At 47.3% G+C, this 17,575-nt stretch carries 11 protein-coding genes; 6 read left to right on the top strand and 5 right to left on the bottom strand.

Annotated elements, in window-relative coordinates; translation table 11 throughout:
- The first annotated feature begins 344 nt into the window (after positions 1-344).
- Entirely contained in the window at positions 345-1,232 is an 888-nt protein-coding gene (locus LL912_RS18125; protein WP_235555016.1) for an AraC family transcriptional regulator, read from the top strand.
- Positions 1,233-1,432: 200 nt separating this feature from the next.
- Here LL912_RS18125 and LL912_RS18120 read toward each other — a convergent pair whose 3' ends face one another.
- The 4 genes from LL912_RS18120 to gcvT all read right to left on the bottom strand — a co-directional run bounded on the left by LL912_RS18120 (position 1,433) and on the right by gcvT (position 7,707).
- Positions 1,433-1,711 (bottom strand): hypothetical protein, encoded by a 279-nt coding sequence (locus tag LL912_RS18120; protein ID WP_235555015.1) that lies wholly within the window; start codon positions 1,709-1,711, stop codon positions 1,433-1,435.
- A 52-nt stretch (positions 1,712-1,763) separates the two neighbouring features.
- Positions 1,764-5,534 (bottom strand): DEAD/DEAH box helicase, encoded by a 3,771-nt coding sequence (locus tag LL912_RS18115; RefSeq protein ID WP_235555014.1) that lies wholly within the window; start codon positions 5,532-5,534, stop codon positions 1,764-1,766.
- Between the two features lie 256 nt (positions 5,535-5,790).
- Positions 5,791-6,519 (bottom strand): 2-phosphosulfolactate phosphatase, encoded by a 729-nt coding sequence (locus tag LL912_RS18110; protein WP_235555013.1) that lies wholly within the window; start codon positions 6,517-6,519, stop codon positions 5,791-5,793.
- 102 nt (positions 6,520-6,621) lie between these two features.
- The gene (gene gcvT / locus LL912_RS18105) at positions 6,622-7,707 is read right to left on the bottom strand and encodes a glycine cleavage system aminomethyltransferase GcvT (protein WP_235555012.1); all 1,086 of its coding nucleotides are present in this window, start codon (positions 7,705-7,707) and stop codon (positions 6,622-6,624) included.
- Between the two features lie 135 nt (positions 7,708-7,842).
- On the opposite strand from gcvT, the gene LL912_RS18100 reads away from it, so the two are divergent.
- From LL912_RS18100 to LL912_RS18080, 5 genes are all read left to right on the top strand, one after another.
- Complete coding sequence (locus LL912_RS18100; RefSeq protein WP_235555011.1) at positions 7,843-9,087, top strand: serine hydrolase; 1,245 nt, start codon at positions 7,843-7,845, stop codon at positions 9,085-9,087.
- Between the two features lie 183 nt (positions 9,088-9,270).
- Positions 9,271-9,939 (top strand): sterol desaturase family protein, encoded by a 669-nt coding sequence (locus tag LL912_RS18095; protein WP_235555010.1) that lies wholly within the window; start codon positions 9,271-9,273, stop codon positions 9,937-9,939.
- Positions 9,940-10,161: 222 nt separating this feature from the next.
- Positions 10,162-13,440 carry a SusC/RagA family TonB-linked outer membrane protein gene (locus tag LL912_RS18090; RefSeq protein ID WP_235555009.1) on the top strand — a complete coding sequence of 1,093 codons (3,279 nt, stop codon included), beginning with the start codon at positions 10,162-10,164 and terminating at the stop codon, positions 13,438-13,440.
- Between the two features lie 23 nt (positions 13,441-13,463).
- Positions 13,464-15,356: a RagB/SusD family nutrient uptake outer membrane protein gene (locus tag LL912_RS18085; RefSeq protein WP_235555008.1), complete on the top strand. Its 1,893-nt coding sequence runs from the start codon at positions 13,464-13,466 to the stop codon at positions 15,354-15,356.
- 280 nt (positions 15,357-15,636) lie between these two features.
- Complete coding sequence (locus LL912_RS18080) at positions 15,637-16,830, top strand: hypothetical protein (protein ID WP_235555007.1); 1,194 nt, start codon at positions 15,637-15,639, stop codon at positions 16,828-16,830.
- Between the two features lie 28 nt (positions 16,831-16,858).
- Here the strand turns inward: LL912_RS18080 and LL912_RS18075 are convergent, their stop codons facing one another.
- Positions 16,859-17,419, bottom strand: coding sequence for a helix-turn-helix domain-containing protein (locus LL912_RS18075; RefSeq protein ID WP_235555006.1), 561 nt, complete (start codon positions 17,417-17,419; stop codon positions 16,859-16,861).
- Positions 17,420-17,575 lie beyond the last annotated feature (156 nt).

Genomic DNA, 17,575 nt, shown 5'->3' with positions numbered 1-17,575 from the left:
TTTAAAATAATATTAAATGGGCTACCGGCTATTTTCAATGGCCCTTACCGGATGCTAAATTTACATTTTCTGACCTATCCGAAAAACATATTCCTGATGCCTTCCTTTCCGGGTATCTTGTACACCGCGCTCCGGACGCCTCAGCTACCGCGATCCCAGACTATCATTTATTCAAAATCGTCAATCGTTACCTTTTATTAATAAAGCAATCATCGCCGCCGGAGCATGGTCTTATCCGGTTTCTTATCATCGGCTTCTGTTTCAAATTTACATTCTGATAGCCGGGAAACACATACACTATCCCGTATTTAATTTACACTTTTTGATATTTTCTGTATATTTAAATGGTGAAGAATTTTCATAAATACCTCGCAAAAACAACGATTGAAGACAACTGGGGCCTGTACGTTACCACGGTGGGCTATACCAAGATCCGGCAGCATCAGCCCTATCCGCTGAGCCGGGAGCACCCCAGCACGCACCGTTTTACCTGGAACAAGGGGCGGATCCTGAATGATTACTATATTGTATTTATATCGCAGGGCAGCGGGATTTTTGAAACGGCACACCAATCTTCCAGTATTGTTGAGGAAGGCAGCTGCTTCCTGTTGTTTCCCGGTACCTGGCACCGGTATAAACCCGTTTCAAAAATCGGATGGGAAGAATACTGGATCGGTTTTAACGGCTATTATCCGCAACGGCTGATGAAGTCTGGTTTCTTCAGCAAAAAAAATCCGGTGATCCATGTAGGCTTACATGAGGAACTGCTCGCTACTTTCCATACCCTCATCCACACGATTAAAAATGCCACCCCGGGCTATCACCAGCTTATTGCCGGCTTTGTCGTACAACTGCTGTCGCTGGTTTATAACGCATCGGTTTATAAAAAGGAAAATACCGGAGATGCGCTACAATACATCTCCAAAGCAAAGTTTTTATTACAGGAAGCGCTGGAAAGCGATATCAGCATGACGCAGGTGGCGCAGCAGCTCACCGTAAGCTACTCCAAATTCAGAAAAGATTTTAAGGCGGTAACCGGATTATCCCCCAATCAGTATCACCTGGAACTGCGGTTAGGAAAGGCCGGCGAGTTGTTACGGGCTACCAGTTTGCCGATCCGGGAGATTGCCGATCAGACCGGCTTTGATACGCTTTTTTATTTTTCCCGGATCTTTAAAAAGAAGTTTGGCCAGTCGCCCAGGCACTACCGGGAGCGGCATCCCAGGGGGTGAGGGACGTTACAGGTTCAATGTTTAATGTTCCAGGTCAGGTATCGTTTGATGTCTGGTATAATATCTTCATTCGGGACGCCAGATCCCCGATCCCGTACGTGATCTGCTGAAAACTGATTACTGATCACCGATAACAGGTAACGGAATCCTAACTTCCACATTTAATATTCCACATTGGTTATTTCTCATTCCCGAAGGGATTATTGTTTCCAATACCGCCCGAAAACACCCACATAAGTTTCCTTGCGGGTAGGTGCCACCACACGGTTATCTTCCTTCACAGGATTGGCAGCATCGACGTAGGTAGCCGTTACCAGCGCATAGAGAAATTTATCCTGGTAATCCACCACCGGAGGTATATGGGTACGGCTCACCGTTGGCTGCATCCATTTGATAAATCCTTCTTTAGATGGCTTGGTAAAATAGGCCACTAAAATTACACCAGCGATGAACAACAAAATGCCTCTTCTGAATTTCATGTTTTAATTATTTGGAAGAACAGCGAGTAGGAACCGCTGCCCCTGTTTCCTATTAGCTAAACAGGTATTCCACATCTTCTTTTGTCAGCGACTTCACAAATCCGGCTTCGTCTGCAATCAGATCCTTTGCCAGGGCTTTCTTCTTTTCCTGCAGTTTCAGGATCTTGTCTTCGATCGTATCCTTACAGATCATGCGGTAAGCAAAAATGCTCTTGGTTTGCCCGATCCGGTGCGTACGGTCGATGGCCTGCTGCTCCACAGCGGGGTTCCACCAGGGATCTACGATGTACACATAATCTGCTGCAGTAAGGTTCAAACCCACCCCCCCGGCTTTTAAAGAGATAAGGAACACCCGTACTTCTTCATTTTTCTGGAAGCTCTGGATGGCTTTTTCGCGATCGGGAGCAGAGGTGCTTCCATCAAAATATTCATATTTAATGCCCAGGGCTTCAAGCTTCTGCCGGATCAGTCCCAGCATTCCGAGGAACTGCGAAAAGATCAGCGCTTTATGGTCGCTCATATTTTCGGTGATTTCCCGCACCAGTTCTTCAATTTTGATGGAATGGTTCTCAAAGGCTTCTTCTTCATTTAGGATGGCCGGCGAATCGCAGATCTGCCGGAGTTTCATCAATCCCTGCAGGATTGTCATCTGCGAGCGGCCAATACCCTGCGACTCAATGTTGCCCAGGATCTTATCCCGGTAATCATTCCGGTAGGCATCGTAAATTGAACGCTGCTCGCTTTCCATTTCGCACCAGAGGATCATTTCCTGTTTTTCCGGAAGGTCCTTGGCCACCTGCTCTTTCGTGCGGCGCAGGATAAACGGATATAGCAGTTTCCGCAAATGTTCTTTCCGGTCAGCCTCTCCCAGCTTATCGATGGGAATGGCAAATTCCTGCCGGAAAAATTCAATGCTGCCCAGCATGCCGGGGTTCAAAAAGTTCATTTGCGCATAAATATCAAACGTATTGTTCTGCAGCGGCGTACCACTCATACAAAGCCGGTGCTTTGCATTGATCAGGTAGGCCGCCTTGGTAACCTTACTGGAGGGATTCTTAATGGCCTGGCTTTCATCGAGTACCGCATAATCAAAAGGAACGCCTACGAACAATTTAATATCGCTGCGCAGGGTACCGTACGTAGTGATGGTGACATCCTGTTTTAAAATATCCTCGGCATTGCGGGTACGCGATGGTCCGTGGTGAATCCGGTAGGTTAAAGAAGGCGTAAACTTCTTGATCTCATTTTCCCAGTTGTAGATCAGCGTGGTAGGACAAATCACCAGGATCCGCGCTTCGGGGTTCTGGGATTTGTGATGCTCCAGGTATGACAGGGCCTGAACGGTTTTACCCAAACCCATGTCATCTGCTAAAATGCCGCCCCAGTTAACATTCTTCAGGTAGTTGATCCATTGAAAACCTGCTTCCTGGTAGGGGCGCAGAATCGGCTGCAGGTGCGCCGGCGGCTCAATTTCATGGATCTTTTCAAAATCTCTTAACCGGTTGTATTTTTCTTCCAGCTCAAATACCAGCTCTTCTTCATTCTTCAGTTCAAACAATTCATCCACCACGCTTTTGTGGTATTTGGAAAGTTTAAGGTTGTTATTGGCGCCTTCGCCCACCCGGAACAGGAGGGCATATTTTTTCAGCCACTCCTCGGGCAATACTCCCAGGGTGCCATCGCCCAGCTGTACATACATCTGTTTATTTGCCAGTGCACGCTTTACATCGGCAATGGAAACCTGCTGATCACCAAAAACGATATCTACCTTGGCATCAAACCAATCTGTATTACTGGAAATAAAGATCTTTGTTTGCGGTTTGGCGGTATTGAAGCGGAAGTTCCGCAATGCATCGTAACCAAACACGGGCACCTGCATTTCCTTCATGGCATCTACAAACAGGAAGAACCAGTTATCCTTCAGGATCTCCGTACCTTTCAGGGAAAGCGTACCGTTTTCTTCGTTCATCACCAGGTTTGAGTGCAGGTTCTTCAGCCGGTCTACAAACGCATTTTCTTTTTCCTTATTCCGGTGTATCGACAGGATCTTGTCGCCTTCAGGAATCAGGAAGATTTCCTTACCCAGCAGGTCTGTTTCGTATCCCTTATAGGAAAACTGCGGTTTGAAAATAAGATGATCACCTTTTTCGATCAACAGCAGTTTCGCTTCCGGCACAATGTTCTTCATTACGTGCAGCATGGAAGCATCAAAGTCAACTTTATACTCCCGCGCCAGCGGTAATATGAACTCATGCAGGGTTTCGGCCCATTGATCGGGAGCGATGATCATTTTTCCCGCAGGGAGGAATTTTTCGATGAGGCTGATGCTTTCTGCATTGCTGAACAGGAACAACTGATGATTGTACAGGAACAACAACGGGCAGGGACTTTCATTTTGTTCCACGCCATGTACCATGCCCCGCAACCGCACCAGGCAGTCGCAGCTGAAGCGTTCATCATCTTCTTTGTCTACAAAGAACTCGGTAACCGCCGGTTCTGTAAAAATATCGATCTGTTCAAGATGGCCGGTAATAAAAGACTTACCCTGGGGCAAAATAAAGGCCAGGCCTTCTTCGCCCGCATCTGCAAGCAGTTTCCGGAGACGGGGCAACATATACTCGTTTACCAGTTGCCGGGTTTCGGTATTCATTTCTATAGCCGGTTCCGTTTCCTCCTGTTCCCAAAGATTATTAAAAGGCGTATTCCTATTTACATATTTATTGATTTCCGTATCCTGCAATTTCCGGACAGTATTCAGCAGGCTGATATCTTCCTCGCTGAAATCGACCGTATCAATAAAATGACTGATATCAAGAGCGGCGGCCTTACCTGCAAAACCGGTTCCGTTTTCATTTAGCTCACCCGATACCACATGTACCTGAAAATACGGATAGGCCGTTTTGTTAAAATCGAAAACAATGCCCAGCTTTCTTGCCGGCTGTTCTTCTACTGCTATGGATTCTTCTTTTTCAACGGTTTGTGCCTGTTGCTTAATGGCTGACGCCGCCGGCTTTTCGGCTGTACTGAGGGTGTTGATGCGCTTGATCTTCGGATCCAGCACCCGCAAAAACGGCTTACCGTCTTTAAATACAAACTCAAATTTCCCCTTCAGGTCATCATTCAGCGAGTACCCATAGGCTTCCAGTAATTTATTCTTTTCTACATCGCGGTTGCGGATGGTATCAAAATAAAAGGCGCCGTGCTGCTTAATCAGTTGCAGGAAAACGATCACTTTAGGCAAACAAAGCGGGTGATCGGTGTCCTCATAGTCGCAACTGGTGTCAAAGTTGCGCTCTTCGTTCTTTTTAATGGCTACTTTATATTCTTTTCCGTCAAGCGTTACTACGGCCCTTACGGTTTCATCCTGTGCATAAACGATCTTGGCCTTTTTTTTCTGCAAAAACTTTTCTGCCTCATTAAATGTTTCCGGTGCACAAAGATGCCGGATGGACCGTATATCCAGGTTGCGGATCTTTACCACGGTATGGCGCTGATCGTAATACACTTCTTCATCTTCCAGCTGTCCTTTATCCATCAGCTCCTGCAGCTGGAACAATGCTGCCACTTCATGTTTACAAACATCTCCCAGGTTATACGGACAGTTACACTTCAATGCCAGGTTTTTCGGGTCATTGAATTTTTGAATATGTACTTTGTAAAACGTGCTGTAAGAATCATCCTTTACCCGGAAATAAATGCTCCCGGTCAGTTTATCGTATTCGATCAGCTCTACAAACCCTAGTGCAAATGTTTTTTTACCCCGGCGGATCACTTCATCGGTGCCGAAAGTATAAACGTGTTTTAATAAATGTGGTAATGCCAAACCGCTGTTATTATGCTTTGTTAATAATTGCTCATCATCCTCTGCTGCAAACCCTGTTCACCGGGCTTCCGGTATCCGTTCCAGGCCGGTCATTTCCGGTATTTTACGATTGCAGGCACCCATGTATCGCCGGTTGGGCTACAAAAAGGACAATCGGCAAAAATAAAAGAATCTTATCCGCTTTTCCTAGTATTTACCCAAGATTTTGAGAAAATTTATATTCTGTCGTTTATTAAAAAAGTACTAACTTCATAAGTTATTGTTGCCGGATCAACCGCCCCTCCCTGTATAACGGTAATACATCCGCTACATTTTCCTGCAGACAGAACGCAATATCATCAATGTATCCAAACCGGTCTACCAGCCGGTGGTAATGCGTTAGTTGCTTTGCAAAGCCCAGGAGATCCTGCTGATTGTGCTGATACATGTATTCCGCCATAAAAGAGCTGTCGCAGTGTATCGAAAAATGTTTTTTTACCTGACTGATGACGGCCCCTGCAAACAGGGTATCCTCCAGGTTGAATTTATCTTTCCATCCTGCGCAGGCCAGGATAACGTTTTTATGCTGGGCAATTAAATAGTTGCAAACCGATGAAAGATTGGGGAAAGACCCGGTAACAATATCATCCGCCCCCTGTTCCAGCGCCATATGCAATAAGCGCGTTCCGTTGGTAGTGGTGAGTACCAGTACCTGGTCTTCGATAAAATCCCGTTTATATTCCATGGGCGAATTTCCATGACGGAGGCCATCGGCCAGCTTCCCGTCCCGTTCACCCGCAGCAATTCCATTTACCGATTTACTGATCTCGATGGCCTTGGGCACCGAATCGACGGGGATGATATACCGCGCGCCGTTATACAGGGCAGCAGCAATGGTTGAGGTGGCCCTGAACACATCAATAACCACCACAACGGCATTGTTGAGGTCGTAAAGATGAATCAGCGCGGGAGAAAGCGATGTATAAAGGGTCGGTTGATTACTCATTTGATAAAAATAAACAATGGGGCGCTTGTCAGTCTTCGTCAGGCTCAGACTGACAACCACCCCAACAACAATTGGATCATTTTAAAGAACGCCGCTGAACAATCAGGCAAAAGGCAGTTTCACCACCTTTGCTTTTAATAATTTGTCCCGTACTTTAATAAATACCGGCGTTTCAAAAGCAGCAAATCCGGATTGTACATACCCCAGCCCGATAGCTTTTCCCAAAGAAGGAGATTGGGTGCCGGAAGTAACGGTACCGATCCGGTTTCCGTTTTCATCACAGATCTCGTACCCGTTGCGTGGAATGCCCTTGTCCTGCAGCTCAAAACCCACCAGCTTTTGCGTTACGCCGGCTTCTTTCTGTTTTTTTAGCAGGTCGCTTGCTGTAAACTCCTTGGTAAATTTAGTGATCCAGCCCAACCCGGCTTCCAGCGGCGTAGTTGTGTCATTCAGGTCGTTACCATAAAGGCAATAACCCATTTCCAAACGCAGGGTATCCCTTGCCGCCAGGCCAATCGGTTTCAGCCCTTTGGGACCGCCCTCTGCAAAAATGGCCTCCCAGATTTTATCGGCGGCGCCGTCCTTGTCCTCAAAATAAATTTCCACCCCGCCGGAACCGGTATAACCGGTGGCGCTGATGAGCACATTGTCTACTCCGGCAAACCGGCCTTTTTCAAATGTATAGTATTTTAAATTCAGGATATCGGTATCGGTAAGCGGCTGCAATATGGCTGTTGCGTTTGGTCCCTGAATGGCCAGCAGTGCCGTCTTATCGGAAATATTGTGCATTTCAACTCCGTCTGGATTGTGATCGCTCAGCCATTTCCAGTCTTTTTCAATATTGGCAGCGTTCACCACAATCATGTATACATTGTTTTCTTCAATACAATAAACGATCAGATCGTCTACAATGCCTCCCTGCTCATTGGTGAAGCAGCTGTATTGAGCATGATTGTTCCTGAGTTTGGAAGCGTCATTGGTCGTCACCCGTTGGATCAGGTCCAGCGCTTTCGGTCCTTTCAGGATAAACTCACCCATATGGCTTACATCAAACACACCGGCATTCTTTCTTACCGTCTGATGCTCTTCATTGATCCCGGAATAGCTGATCGGCATATGATAACCTGCAAATTCAGCCATCTTGGCTCCAAGCTCCAGGTGTTTTTTAGTAAACGGAGTTTCCTTCATATATACAAAATTTTGGCTGCAAATTTACGGGAGGCCGGGAGAAAAACATAAAATATAAATATTACAGCGGATAGGGAAGCAGCCGCATGCTGCAGATCTGTTCCATCAAAAGTAGAAAAATCCTATCTTACCTGTATGAAACCGATTTTCCTCTTATTTTTATGCACTATGTCCGCTGCCATTTCAAATGCACAGGTAAAAACAGACCCATGGCTGAAGGGACTGCTTGAGCAGGAAGCATCACCCTTGTTAAAGTCGGTGCTGGAGCAACCGGAAGTATATCAATACCAACTGATTTACACGGAAATAAAACGGGATGCGCATCAAAAGCCAAGCTTTATCAATCATTACCTGAACGTAGATCGCAACCGTTATTTTAATCCCGCATCTACGGTAAAAATGCCGGTAGCGTTTGCCGCGCTTGAAAAACTAAACCGCCTGGAAAAAACGGTTAGCCCTCAAACGCCCATGCTTACAGACAGCGCCTTCAGCGCTCAAACTGCGGTTACAAAAGATACTACTTCCAAAAACGGGTTGCCCTCCATTGAACATTATATCAAAAAGATCTTCCTGGTCAGTGATAATGACGCCTACAACCGGCTTTATGAATTTACAGGACAGAAAACGCTGAACGAATCTTTGTGGAAAAAGGGATATCAGGATATCCGCATCACCCGCCGTTTCGTGCCGATGACACCCGAAGAAAACCGGCATACCAACCCCGTCCGGTTTGTAAAGGATGGAAAAACGCTGTACTCACAGCCGGCAGCTTACAGCGACCTGCAATTTCGCTTTCCGGCAACCAAAATACTGGTAGGTAACGGGCACTGGGATAAAAACGACAGCCTGATCAATGAACCGATGGATTTCACCGGACATAACAACCTGCCCCTGGAAGACGGACATATGCTGCTCCGCAGTGTTTTGTTCCCTCAATCGGTGCCTGCTAAACAGCGGTTTTATTTAACGGCTGATAATTACCGGATGCTGTATACATATATGTCGGAGTTACCGTACGAAAGCCGTTTTCCTGCTTACGATACCTCCGAATTTTTTAGCAGTTACACTAAGTTTTTCTTTTTCCGGGCAGCGAAAGAAGCGGTACCGGATCATATCCGGGTGTTTAACAAGGCCGGCTGGAGTTATGGTTTTTTAACAGACTACTGTTATGTGGTTGATTTCAAAAACAACCTGGAGTTTATGCTCAGCGCTACCATTTATGTAAATAAGGACGGCATTTTGAATGACAATAAATATGAATATGAAGAAACCGGCTACCCGTTTTTTAAGGAAGTAGGTCAAACGATTTATAAATATGAATTAACCAAAAAGAAAACGGTCATTCCGGATCTGAGCCGTTGGAAATTTACATACGACTAGCACAAACATTTGTTTGTAAAAATTTGTTCCTCACTGCTGAACCATCCGGTAATTCAATATGTTTTTATATACTCATTGATCTGAAGCAACATTTTAATCAATAAATTCAACAAACCATAGGGGTTATTTGCCAATTGGCTGTATTAAGAGAGGTATCTGTTTTTTTTGATTTAATTTTGCACTATGCAGTTTGATAAAATTCACAACAAGGGTCAGGCACGGCTTTTTAAGAACGATTACCTGGAGATGCTAACGAAGACACACCCGTTGGTTATTTGGGGTATGTATATTCCGGTAATTGTGTATATGCTGTATTACAGTCATGTAAGCTACAATTATTCGTTAGCCTATGTGCTGCTGATCTTTTTTATTGGTATCTTTTTCTGGAGTTTTTTCGAGTACATCGCGCACCGTTTCATTTTTCACTGGGTAAGTGATAACCCCGCAGCGCAAAAAATTGCGTATGTAATGCATGGCAACCATCATCATTATCCAAGAGACCGGCAACGCCTGTTTATGCCCCCGGTTCCCAGCATCATCATTGCTTCTGTTTTACTGGGTATCTTTTACCTGATCCTCGGCAGGCAGGCCCTGATGTTTTTCCCGGGGTTCATGCTCGGCTACCTGATGTATGGTACGATGCATTATGCCATCCACGCCTGGAACCCGCCGTTTAAATGGATGAAAGGATTGTGGAGGAATCACCACCTGCATCATTATAAAGATGAGCATAAAGGTTTTGGTGTCAGCAGTACCATCTGGGACCATGTATTTGGTACCATGTTCGACCTGAAGAAGGAAAAAGAAGATAAGGAGAAAGTCAAAGAACTGATGTTTACTAAAAAGAAATAACCGGTACCGGATGCCGATGCCCTTAGGCTCAGGCAGTAACAATAAAAGATCCTGATCCCTTCCCCGGAAGGGATTTTTATTTTGTTATTTTTACAATTATTTCCCAATTTTTTCGTTTTTTAGAGGTCGAGAAATGTAACCGTTGATCAAAGCAGTAACGATCGTAAGCCCATGTCTTTGCCATCAACCGTTTTTAATGTAAACCTCTAAACCAGAAATGCTATGCACACGCAGCAATTGCGTAGCCATGCCGGCTATGCATACTTATTTGGGCGTATCCCGCTCAAACGCTTGTTCCTGTTCCTGATTGTTTTTTTGTTGCCAGGTCTTTCCGTGTATAAAGGCCATGCGGGCAACATCGGAACAGCCCCTCCGGAAAAGATCATTACCGGAAAAATCACCGATGAAACCGGCGCGCCTATAGACGGAGCCTCCGTTTTATTAAAAGGATCCGCAACGGGCGTTGCCACCGATGCTCAGGGGGTTTTTACCATTAAAGTGCCCAATACCGGAGGCACGCTGGTCATCTCCCATGTGGGTTACCAGCAACAGGAAGTAACCATCGGAGATCAAACAACGATCCATGTAACGCTTAAAAGCAGTGCCACCGAACAATTAACGGATGTGGTGGTAGTAGGCTATGGCACCCAAAAGAAAGTAACGCTTACCGGTGCCGTAGCCGATGTAAAAGGCACCGAACTGGCCAAAACGCCTACCGTTAACCTCACCAATACCCTGGCCGGCCGGCTTCCGGGTATCACAGCCATTAATACCGGGGGCGAACCGGGCTATGACGGCTCTACGATCCGCATCCGGGGTACCAACTCGCTGGGCAACTCCAGCGCGTTGATCGTAATCGACGGGGTTCCCGACCGGGAAGGAGGCATGGAGCGCCTGAACCCGAACGACATTGAGAGTATTTCCGTATTAAAAGATGCATCTGCCGCCATTTACGGGTCACGCGCCGCCAACGGGGTCATCCTGATCACCACCAAAAGAGGAAAAAGCGGGAAACCCCTGTTGTCCTATACCTTTAACCAGGGCTGGGCCCAGCCTACCCGCATCCCCAAAATGTCCGATGCCGTGGAATATGGCACTCTGCGCAACGAGCTGGCCGTTTATGAAAACGTGCCGGTAAACCAATGGAAGGCCGCCTGGGAGGCGCTTACCACAACCGGTACCTATAAGCGTACCGATAATGGTGCCACGGTGAGTTCTCCTGTTGGATTTTTCCCGGACGATATGCAGCAGTACCGCGATGGATCCGACCCCTGGGGACACCCCAATACCGATTGGTTTGGCGCCACTTTTAAGAAATGGTCGCCCCAGGTACGGCACAATGTCCAGCTCACAGGAGGATCGGAAAATATTCGTTACCTGGGTTCCATCGGTTACCAGAACCAGGACGCCTATTATAAAAATTCAGCCACGGGTTATAAACAATATGATCTCCGCCTAAACCTGGATGCCAAACTGAACCAGTATATGAACCTTACGATGGGCATCGCCGCCCGGGAAGAATACCGGTTTTTTCCAACTGAAACTGCCGGAGAAATTTTCCGTATGCTGATGCGCGGCAAGCCCAATGAGCCCGCCATCTGGCCCAACGGATTGCCTGGCCGGGATATTGAGTACGGTCAAAATCCCGTGGTGATTGCCACCAATCAAACCGGTTACGACCGCGACAAACGCGATTATATACAAACCAATGGAAAACTGGAGATCCTGATCCCCGGTGTGGAAGGGTTGAAGATTACCGGTACGGCGGCTATTGATAAATACATCAAAAATCAAAAACGGTTCGAAACGCCCTGGTACCTCTACTCCTGGGACCGCAGTTCTTACGAAGCCGATGGTGTTACGCCCAAACTGACCCGGGAGCTACGTTCTACGTTTACTGACCCCAGGCTAAACCAATGGACTGAAAACACCTTGAACATCAACCTTTCCGGGCTGCTGAACTATGACCGGAAATTCGGGGAGCATACCGTTAATTTCCTGGCGGGTGTACAACGGGAAACAGAAGATTATGAAGGATTTCGGGCCTTCCGGCGGTATTATCTTTCCAATGCCCTGGATGTGCTGGATGTGGGGGGCGACCTCGAAAAGAACAACGGCGGAGGATCTTACCGGCGGGCACGCCTCAGCTATTTTGGTCGTGTTGGATATAACTATGCCGAAAAATACCTGTTTGAGTTTTTATGGCGGTATGATGGCTCCTATATCTTTCCACCCAACAAACGTTTTGGCTTTTTTCCAGGGATAACCGCAGGATGGCGCGTATCTGAAGAGCCCTTCTTCAAAAACAATGTTTCATTTGTAAACAACCTCAAGCTGCGCGGCTCCTGGGGACAAATGGGGGCCGAGCCCTATTTTGGCGGCGTGCTGGCCGAATACCAGTTCATTCCGGCTTATCCCTTTAGTACCTATGTGCTGAATGATGCCGTGGTACAAACCCTCATCGAAAACCGGGTGGCCAATCAAAACTTCACCTGGGAGGTGGGCAATAACATGAACATCGGTTTAGATGCCGCCTTTTTAAATAGTCGCCTCACGCTGGAGCTGGATTATTTCCGCAACCTGAGAGATAAAGCGCTGATCGCAGAAACAGGCCTGGTGCCACAAACCAGCGGCATCTCCGGAAAACTGCCTCCGGTAAATAAAGGAAGAATGCTGAACCGTGGCGGTGAATTTAAAATCGGCTGGCGCGATCATATCGGGCAGGTAAGCTACTCCCTGGGCCTGAATGGCGGGTATGCCAAAAACAAGGTGCTTTACTCAAGCGAACCTGCCGGTGTACCGGAATGGCAACGGACCACCGGTAAACCCTATGGCACCAATGGGTTTACCATTGTGGCCTATCAGTACGACGGGGTATTCAGAGACCAGGCGGAAATTGATGCCAATAAAGTGGATTACAGCGCCCTCACCAGCGCACTGCGGCCCGGCGATATGAAGATAAAGGACTACAATGGTGATAATAAGATCAATGGAGATGATATGGTAGCCCTCGACAAAACCCGTGATCCTTATTTTACGGGAGGTTTTAACGGCAGCCTGGGCTATAAGAACGTTGATCTTAGCTTTATGTTCCAGGGCGCTGTTGGCGGGTTGTTGTTTTTTGGGACCGAATCCGGCGATATCGGAAACTATCTTCAATATTCATTCGACAACCGCTGGACTATCGACAACCCCAGTAGCGTAGACCCCCGCATTGCCAGCCGGGGCAATACCTATTACACGGGCGGCGCCGCCCGCTTTAATACCTATTTCCTGCGGAGCAGCGACTACCTGCGGCTCAAGAATGTAGAGATCGGTTACAACCTGGCCATGCCGGAACGGGTACAGAACATCATCAGCAATATCCGCATTTTCGCCAACGGGCAAAATCTTGTTACCTGGGATAAGATGAAGATCTGGGATCCGGAGTCCACCAGCGGCAACGGACAGTATTATCCCCAATCTCGCATCCTGAACATTGGCGCCACCGTAACTTTTTAACCTTATACTTAATCACAATGAAAATGAAAACATATATATACCGGCCATTTCTGATCCTGATGGTCATTTCATGTGCAGTTATCGGCTGCAGTAAGGATTTTCTGAATATTGATCCTACCGGACAGGTACCCGAGGAAACCACCTGGCAGGACCCCGCACTGGCCCAGGCCTTTATTACCGGCATTTACAGCGGCGGATCGGGCGTATACGGGTTGGGGGTAGGCGGTTTTGATGAACAAATGCTGGCCTCCCTCACAGATGAAGCCACGTTTACACATACCGGACGCAATATCAACACCGTAATGGAGGGTAGCGCCAGTCCCAGCGGTGTGGGCTGGATCCCCGAAAGCTACGGCTGGAAAAACCTTTTTGACAATATCCGCGCCGCCAACCTTTCCCTGGAAAAACTGGCAAACCCCAAAATTGACACCGCTCTGGCCAACCGGCTAAAGGGAGAAGCCCATTTTTTAAGAGCTTATTTCTACCACCAGTTGCTGCGCTATTACGGCGGCGTGCCGATCACTACCCGGGTATACGATTTAAACCAGGATTATAATGTAACACGGAACAGCTTTGAGGAATGTGTCAATTTTATTACTGCAGACTGCGATACCGCCATCTGGCTGATTAATACCAGCACGATGGACAAAGGGCGGGCCAGTGTGCTGGCCGCCCTGGCGCTGAAGTCGCGGGTACTTTTATATGCCGCCAGTGACCTGAGTTACCTGCCGCTGGCCAAAACAAAATTTCCCGAGCTGGCAAGTCACCCTAAACCGGAACTGTTTGGTTATACCGGTGGCGACCGCAAAGTACGCTGGACGGCAGCAAAAGCAGCCGCCAAGGCCGTTATGAGCCTCGGCGCCGGGTATAAGCTAAACCTCGGTGCGCCGGTTTCGGCCGCAGAAGGCAAAACCAATTATATGTCTATTGCCATGAGCGGTTATAGCAAGGCCCTGGGTATGGATGCCAATGCGGGATCAGAGATCATCTTTGGCCGTTATTATAACCTGAATGTAAATACCGGCGCCGGCGTAAGCATTAATCAGTACAACGGGCCCAACGGGTATCACAACTGGGCCGGCAACACACCCATCGGGCTGCTGGTGGATGATTATGAAATGGCAGACGGTACCCCTTTTAGCTGGAGTAACCCGGCTCAAAAGGCAAAACCATATGTTGGCCGCGATCCCCGGTTTTATGCAACCATCCTTTACGACGGCGCCGGCTGGAAACCCCGGGACCTGATCTCCGGCAATGTAGACCCCGCCAACCAGATCCAGACCGGGCAATACGATTTGATGGTGGGCGGCAAAAAGATCACGTTTAACGGACTGGATACCCGAAGCAGCTCCATTGAAGACTGGAACGGAAGCCGCACTGGATATTATGTACGTAAGTTTACCGATCCCGACCCCAAAATTGTAGATGCCAATACCAAGCAACTGGTGCCCTGGCCGTTCTTCCGTTATACAGAGGCCGTGTTTAATTATATAGAAGCCTGCATTGAACTGGGTGAAGAAGCCGAGGCCCGTTTATGGCTGAACCGGATCCGTTTCCGCTCCGGGATGCCCGCTGTTACCGATGCCGGCATTGCCTTAAAAAACCGGTACCGGAATGAAAAAAGGATTGAGATGGCTTTCGAGGAACAACGGTATTTTGATGTACGCCGCTGGATGATCCCGCAGGAAACCGTAGGCCGCAAACTCACGTTTATCAATGTGGTGGGTACCTTTCAGCCGGGCAAACAACTGACCGATACTTACCGGCACGATGAAACCATTTACAATTATACCTATACCCCGGTGGTAAATGAAGCCCATGAAAACCGGAAATGGGTCAATAAAATGTATTATGCGCCCATCAACCGGGATGAAATGAATAAAAATACTGCCCTGGTACAAAACCCTGGCTATTAAACAGAAGCTTTTTTTCAGCGGGGTCCTCTTATGAGCGGCCCCGCTTTCTTATGGCATCACAGGAGTGCTCTGTTCCCGGCGTCCCTTCCAGGAGACACCGGGTGGAAGAGCATTTTTTCTAAGACGGGTCTCCCGAAGAGGACCCCGCGCCTTTACGGCAGCATTAATCTTTGTTCCCGGCGTTCTTTTCTGGAGACACCGGGCGGAAGGGAATCCGAATCTTCCAAAATTTAATATTAAATAATCATTAAATTTTGTAACTTGGATAGATTCCGGAGCGATGAAAAAAGTGTTGCTTATATGGTGCTGTATCCTGGCGATTTCAAAAATATATGCAGGTGGCGACCCTAAAACAGTGCAATTCCTGTTTTACGGCGACAGCATTCAATTTGTGTGCAACGAAACACAACGCGTGGATATTGATGAAAACACACTCTCCGATTCCAGCATTCTTAATTTTTACACCACCATCCGGCAAAAAGATTATTCCGGCGTGCTTGCCGCATTAAAAAAATACGAAATGGAAGAAGGCGCGGACGATTGGCTGTATTACCAGCTCGTGCGCGCGGTGGTACAGCAGATCAGCCCGAAAGAGCAGAACTACATCCGGTACACCCTGTATAAATGGTATTTTATGCTGCAATCCGGTTTTGATCCCATGCTGAGCCTGCACGACCGGCAACTCCTCTTTTATATCCGGAGTGATGAAAATATTTATAATATCCCATACCGGATGAAGGGTGGAAAACAATATGTATGCCTCAACTATCACGATTATGGCAGCAATATTGATTTCGAAAAAACGCCCTTTAAGGAAGTGGCACTTCCCATTGTTCCGCATCAGCGGTCTTTTTCTTACAAGGTAACCAAACTGCCCCGTTTCGAAACCGGGGATTATATTACCCGCGATCTTAAGTTTACGGTTTATAACCAGGATTATGACTACCAGGTAAAGGTAAATCCGAAGATTAAAACCCTGTTTGCCAATTATCCTACTGTAGATTACAGTACCTATTTTTCTATACCGGTGAGCAACGCCACCCATGCATCGCTCATACCTATGTTGAAAAAAGAACTGAAGGGCCGTTCGGTAAAAGACGGGATCGATTACCTGATGCGCTTTACACGGTATGCCTTTCCGTTTGAAGAAGACAGCCGCCAGTTTGGCCGTGAAAAACGGCTGACCCCGGAGCAAACCCTGTTATACGAGGGCAGCGATTGTGAAGACCGGGTGCTGTTCTTTTTCTACCTGGTAAAAGAACTCTATAACCGGCCCATGATTGTGTTGGTTTACCCGCAGCATGTCACCATCGCGGTGAAGCTGGAAAGGCCGGTAGGCACTTCCATCCTTTTCAATGGAGAACAATATTCCGTTTGTGAGCCTACACCGCAAAAAGAAGACCTGCCCATGGGCCGGCTGCTGCCGCAGTTGAAAAATATGCGTTACGAGGTAGCATATGCGTATCATCCGTAGCAGTACCTGCAGCGCCCTCCAAGGTTTTTCAGCGGCCGTCCGTTTCGGGTTTCAGCAATTGTCTTACTGTTTCCTGCGCCTGCCGCATTATTTTTATCCGGCTTTTTAGCAACAACAACTGATACGTCATCCGTTGCTGGCAGGCCACATCGCACCCATCCAGAGCAGCCTCCGCATCAAGCATCATGTTTTGAAGCAGGGGTTTATCCTCCAGCCAGGAACTTCCAGGCGTCATCAGTCTTTTGATAAACGCAAGCTTCAGGTCGAGTTGTTTTTGTCGCTCTTTCATTTTATCCAGCGCCTCACTTAAGCGCAGCAGGTTCCATTCTGCCTGGCGGGCCTGCCGGTTCAGCAGGGTTTCCAGCTTTCGCATATTCTTTTGCTGATGCAGTGCGTGTTTGAGATCCGATATAGCTTTTTGTTGTTGAAATTGATGCAGCTCCAGTTCTAACCGGGCCAATTTTAGTGAAGCCTGCACAGGCAGCTCGCGCAGGTTTTTCTCATACATACTCAAAAGGGACTGCGAAATGCCAAGAAAAACCGCCAGTTCCTGTTGGGTAAGGTGCAGTTGGGCTCTGAAGTATTTCATATGTTATTGTTTAGCCACACTAATTTACGAAGGCTTGTAATAAAAAATTTTGTAATATTTTTTATTATTACAAAATTCTTATTACAGATTTGTGATACCATTTTTGCGATTAAAATTTTTATCACAAATTTTTTTATTACAAATCGCGCTTGAGGC

It is taken from the genome of Niabella agricola, assembly GCF_021538615.1.
Taxonomy (GTDB): Bacteria; Bacteroidota; Bacteroidia; order Chitinophagales; family Chitinophagaceae; genus Niabella; species Niabella agricola.
Note: the sequence above shows the minus strand (reverse complement) of the source record. Positions and strands in the feature narration are given on the sequence as shown.

What these genes read in the sequence shown, in the direction of transcription:
- LL912_RS18075 (WP_235555006.1), bottom strand. Translation starts at nt 17,419, where the DNA reads ATGAAATACTTCAGAGCCCAACTGCACCTTACCCAACAGGAACTGGCG.
- LL912_RS18080 (WP_235555007.1), top strand. Translation starts at nt 15,637, where the DNA reads ATGAAAAAAGTGTTGCTTATATGGTGCTGTATCCTGGCGATTTCAAAA.
- LL912_RS18095 (WP_235555010.1), top strand. Translation starts at nt 9,271, where the DNA reads ATGCAGTTTGATAAAATTCACAACAAGGGTCAGGCACGGCTTTTTAAG.
- LL912_RS18110 (WP_235555013.1), bottom strand. Translation starts at nt 6,519, where the DNA reads ATGAGTAATCAACCGACCCTTTATACATCGCTTTCTCCCGCGCTGATT.
- LL912_RS18120 (WP_235555015.1), bottom strand. Translation starts at nt 1,711, where the DNA reads ATGAAATTCAGAAGAGGCATTTTGTTGTTCATCGCTGGTGTAATTTTA.
- LL912_RS18100 (WP_235555011.1), top strand. Translation starts at nt 7,843, where the DNA reads ATGAAACCGATTTTCCTCTTATTTTTATGCACTATGTCCGCTGCCATT.
- gcvT (WP_235555012.1), bottom strand. Translation starts at nt 7,707, where the DNA reads ATGAAGGAAACTCCGTTTACTAAAAAACACCTGGAGCTTGGAGCCAAG.
- LL912_RS18090 (WP_235555009.1), top strand. Translation starts at nt 10,162, where the DNA reads ATGCACACGCAGCAATTGCGTAGCCATGCCGGCTATGCATACTTATTT.
- LL912_RS18125 (WP_235555016.1), top strand. Translation starts at nt 345, where the DNA reads ATGGTGAAGAATTTTCATAAATACCTCGCAAAAACAACGATTGAAGAC.
- LL912_RS18085 (WP_235555008.1), top strand. Translation starts at nt 13,464, where the DNA reads ATGAAAACATATATATACCGGCCATTTCTGATCCTGATGGTCATTTCA.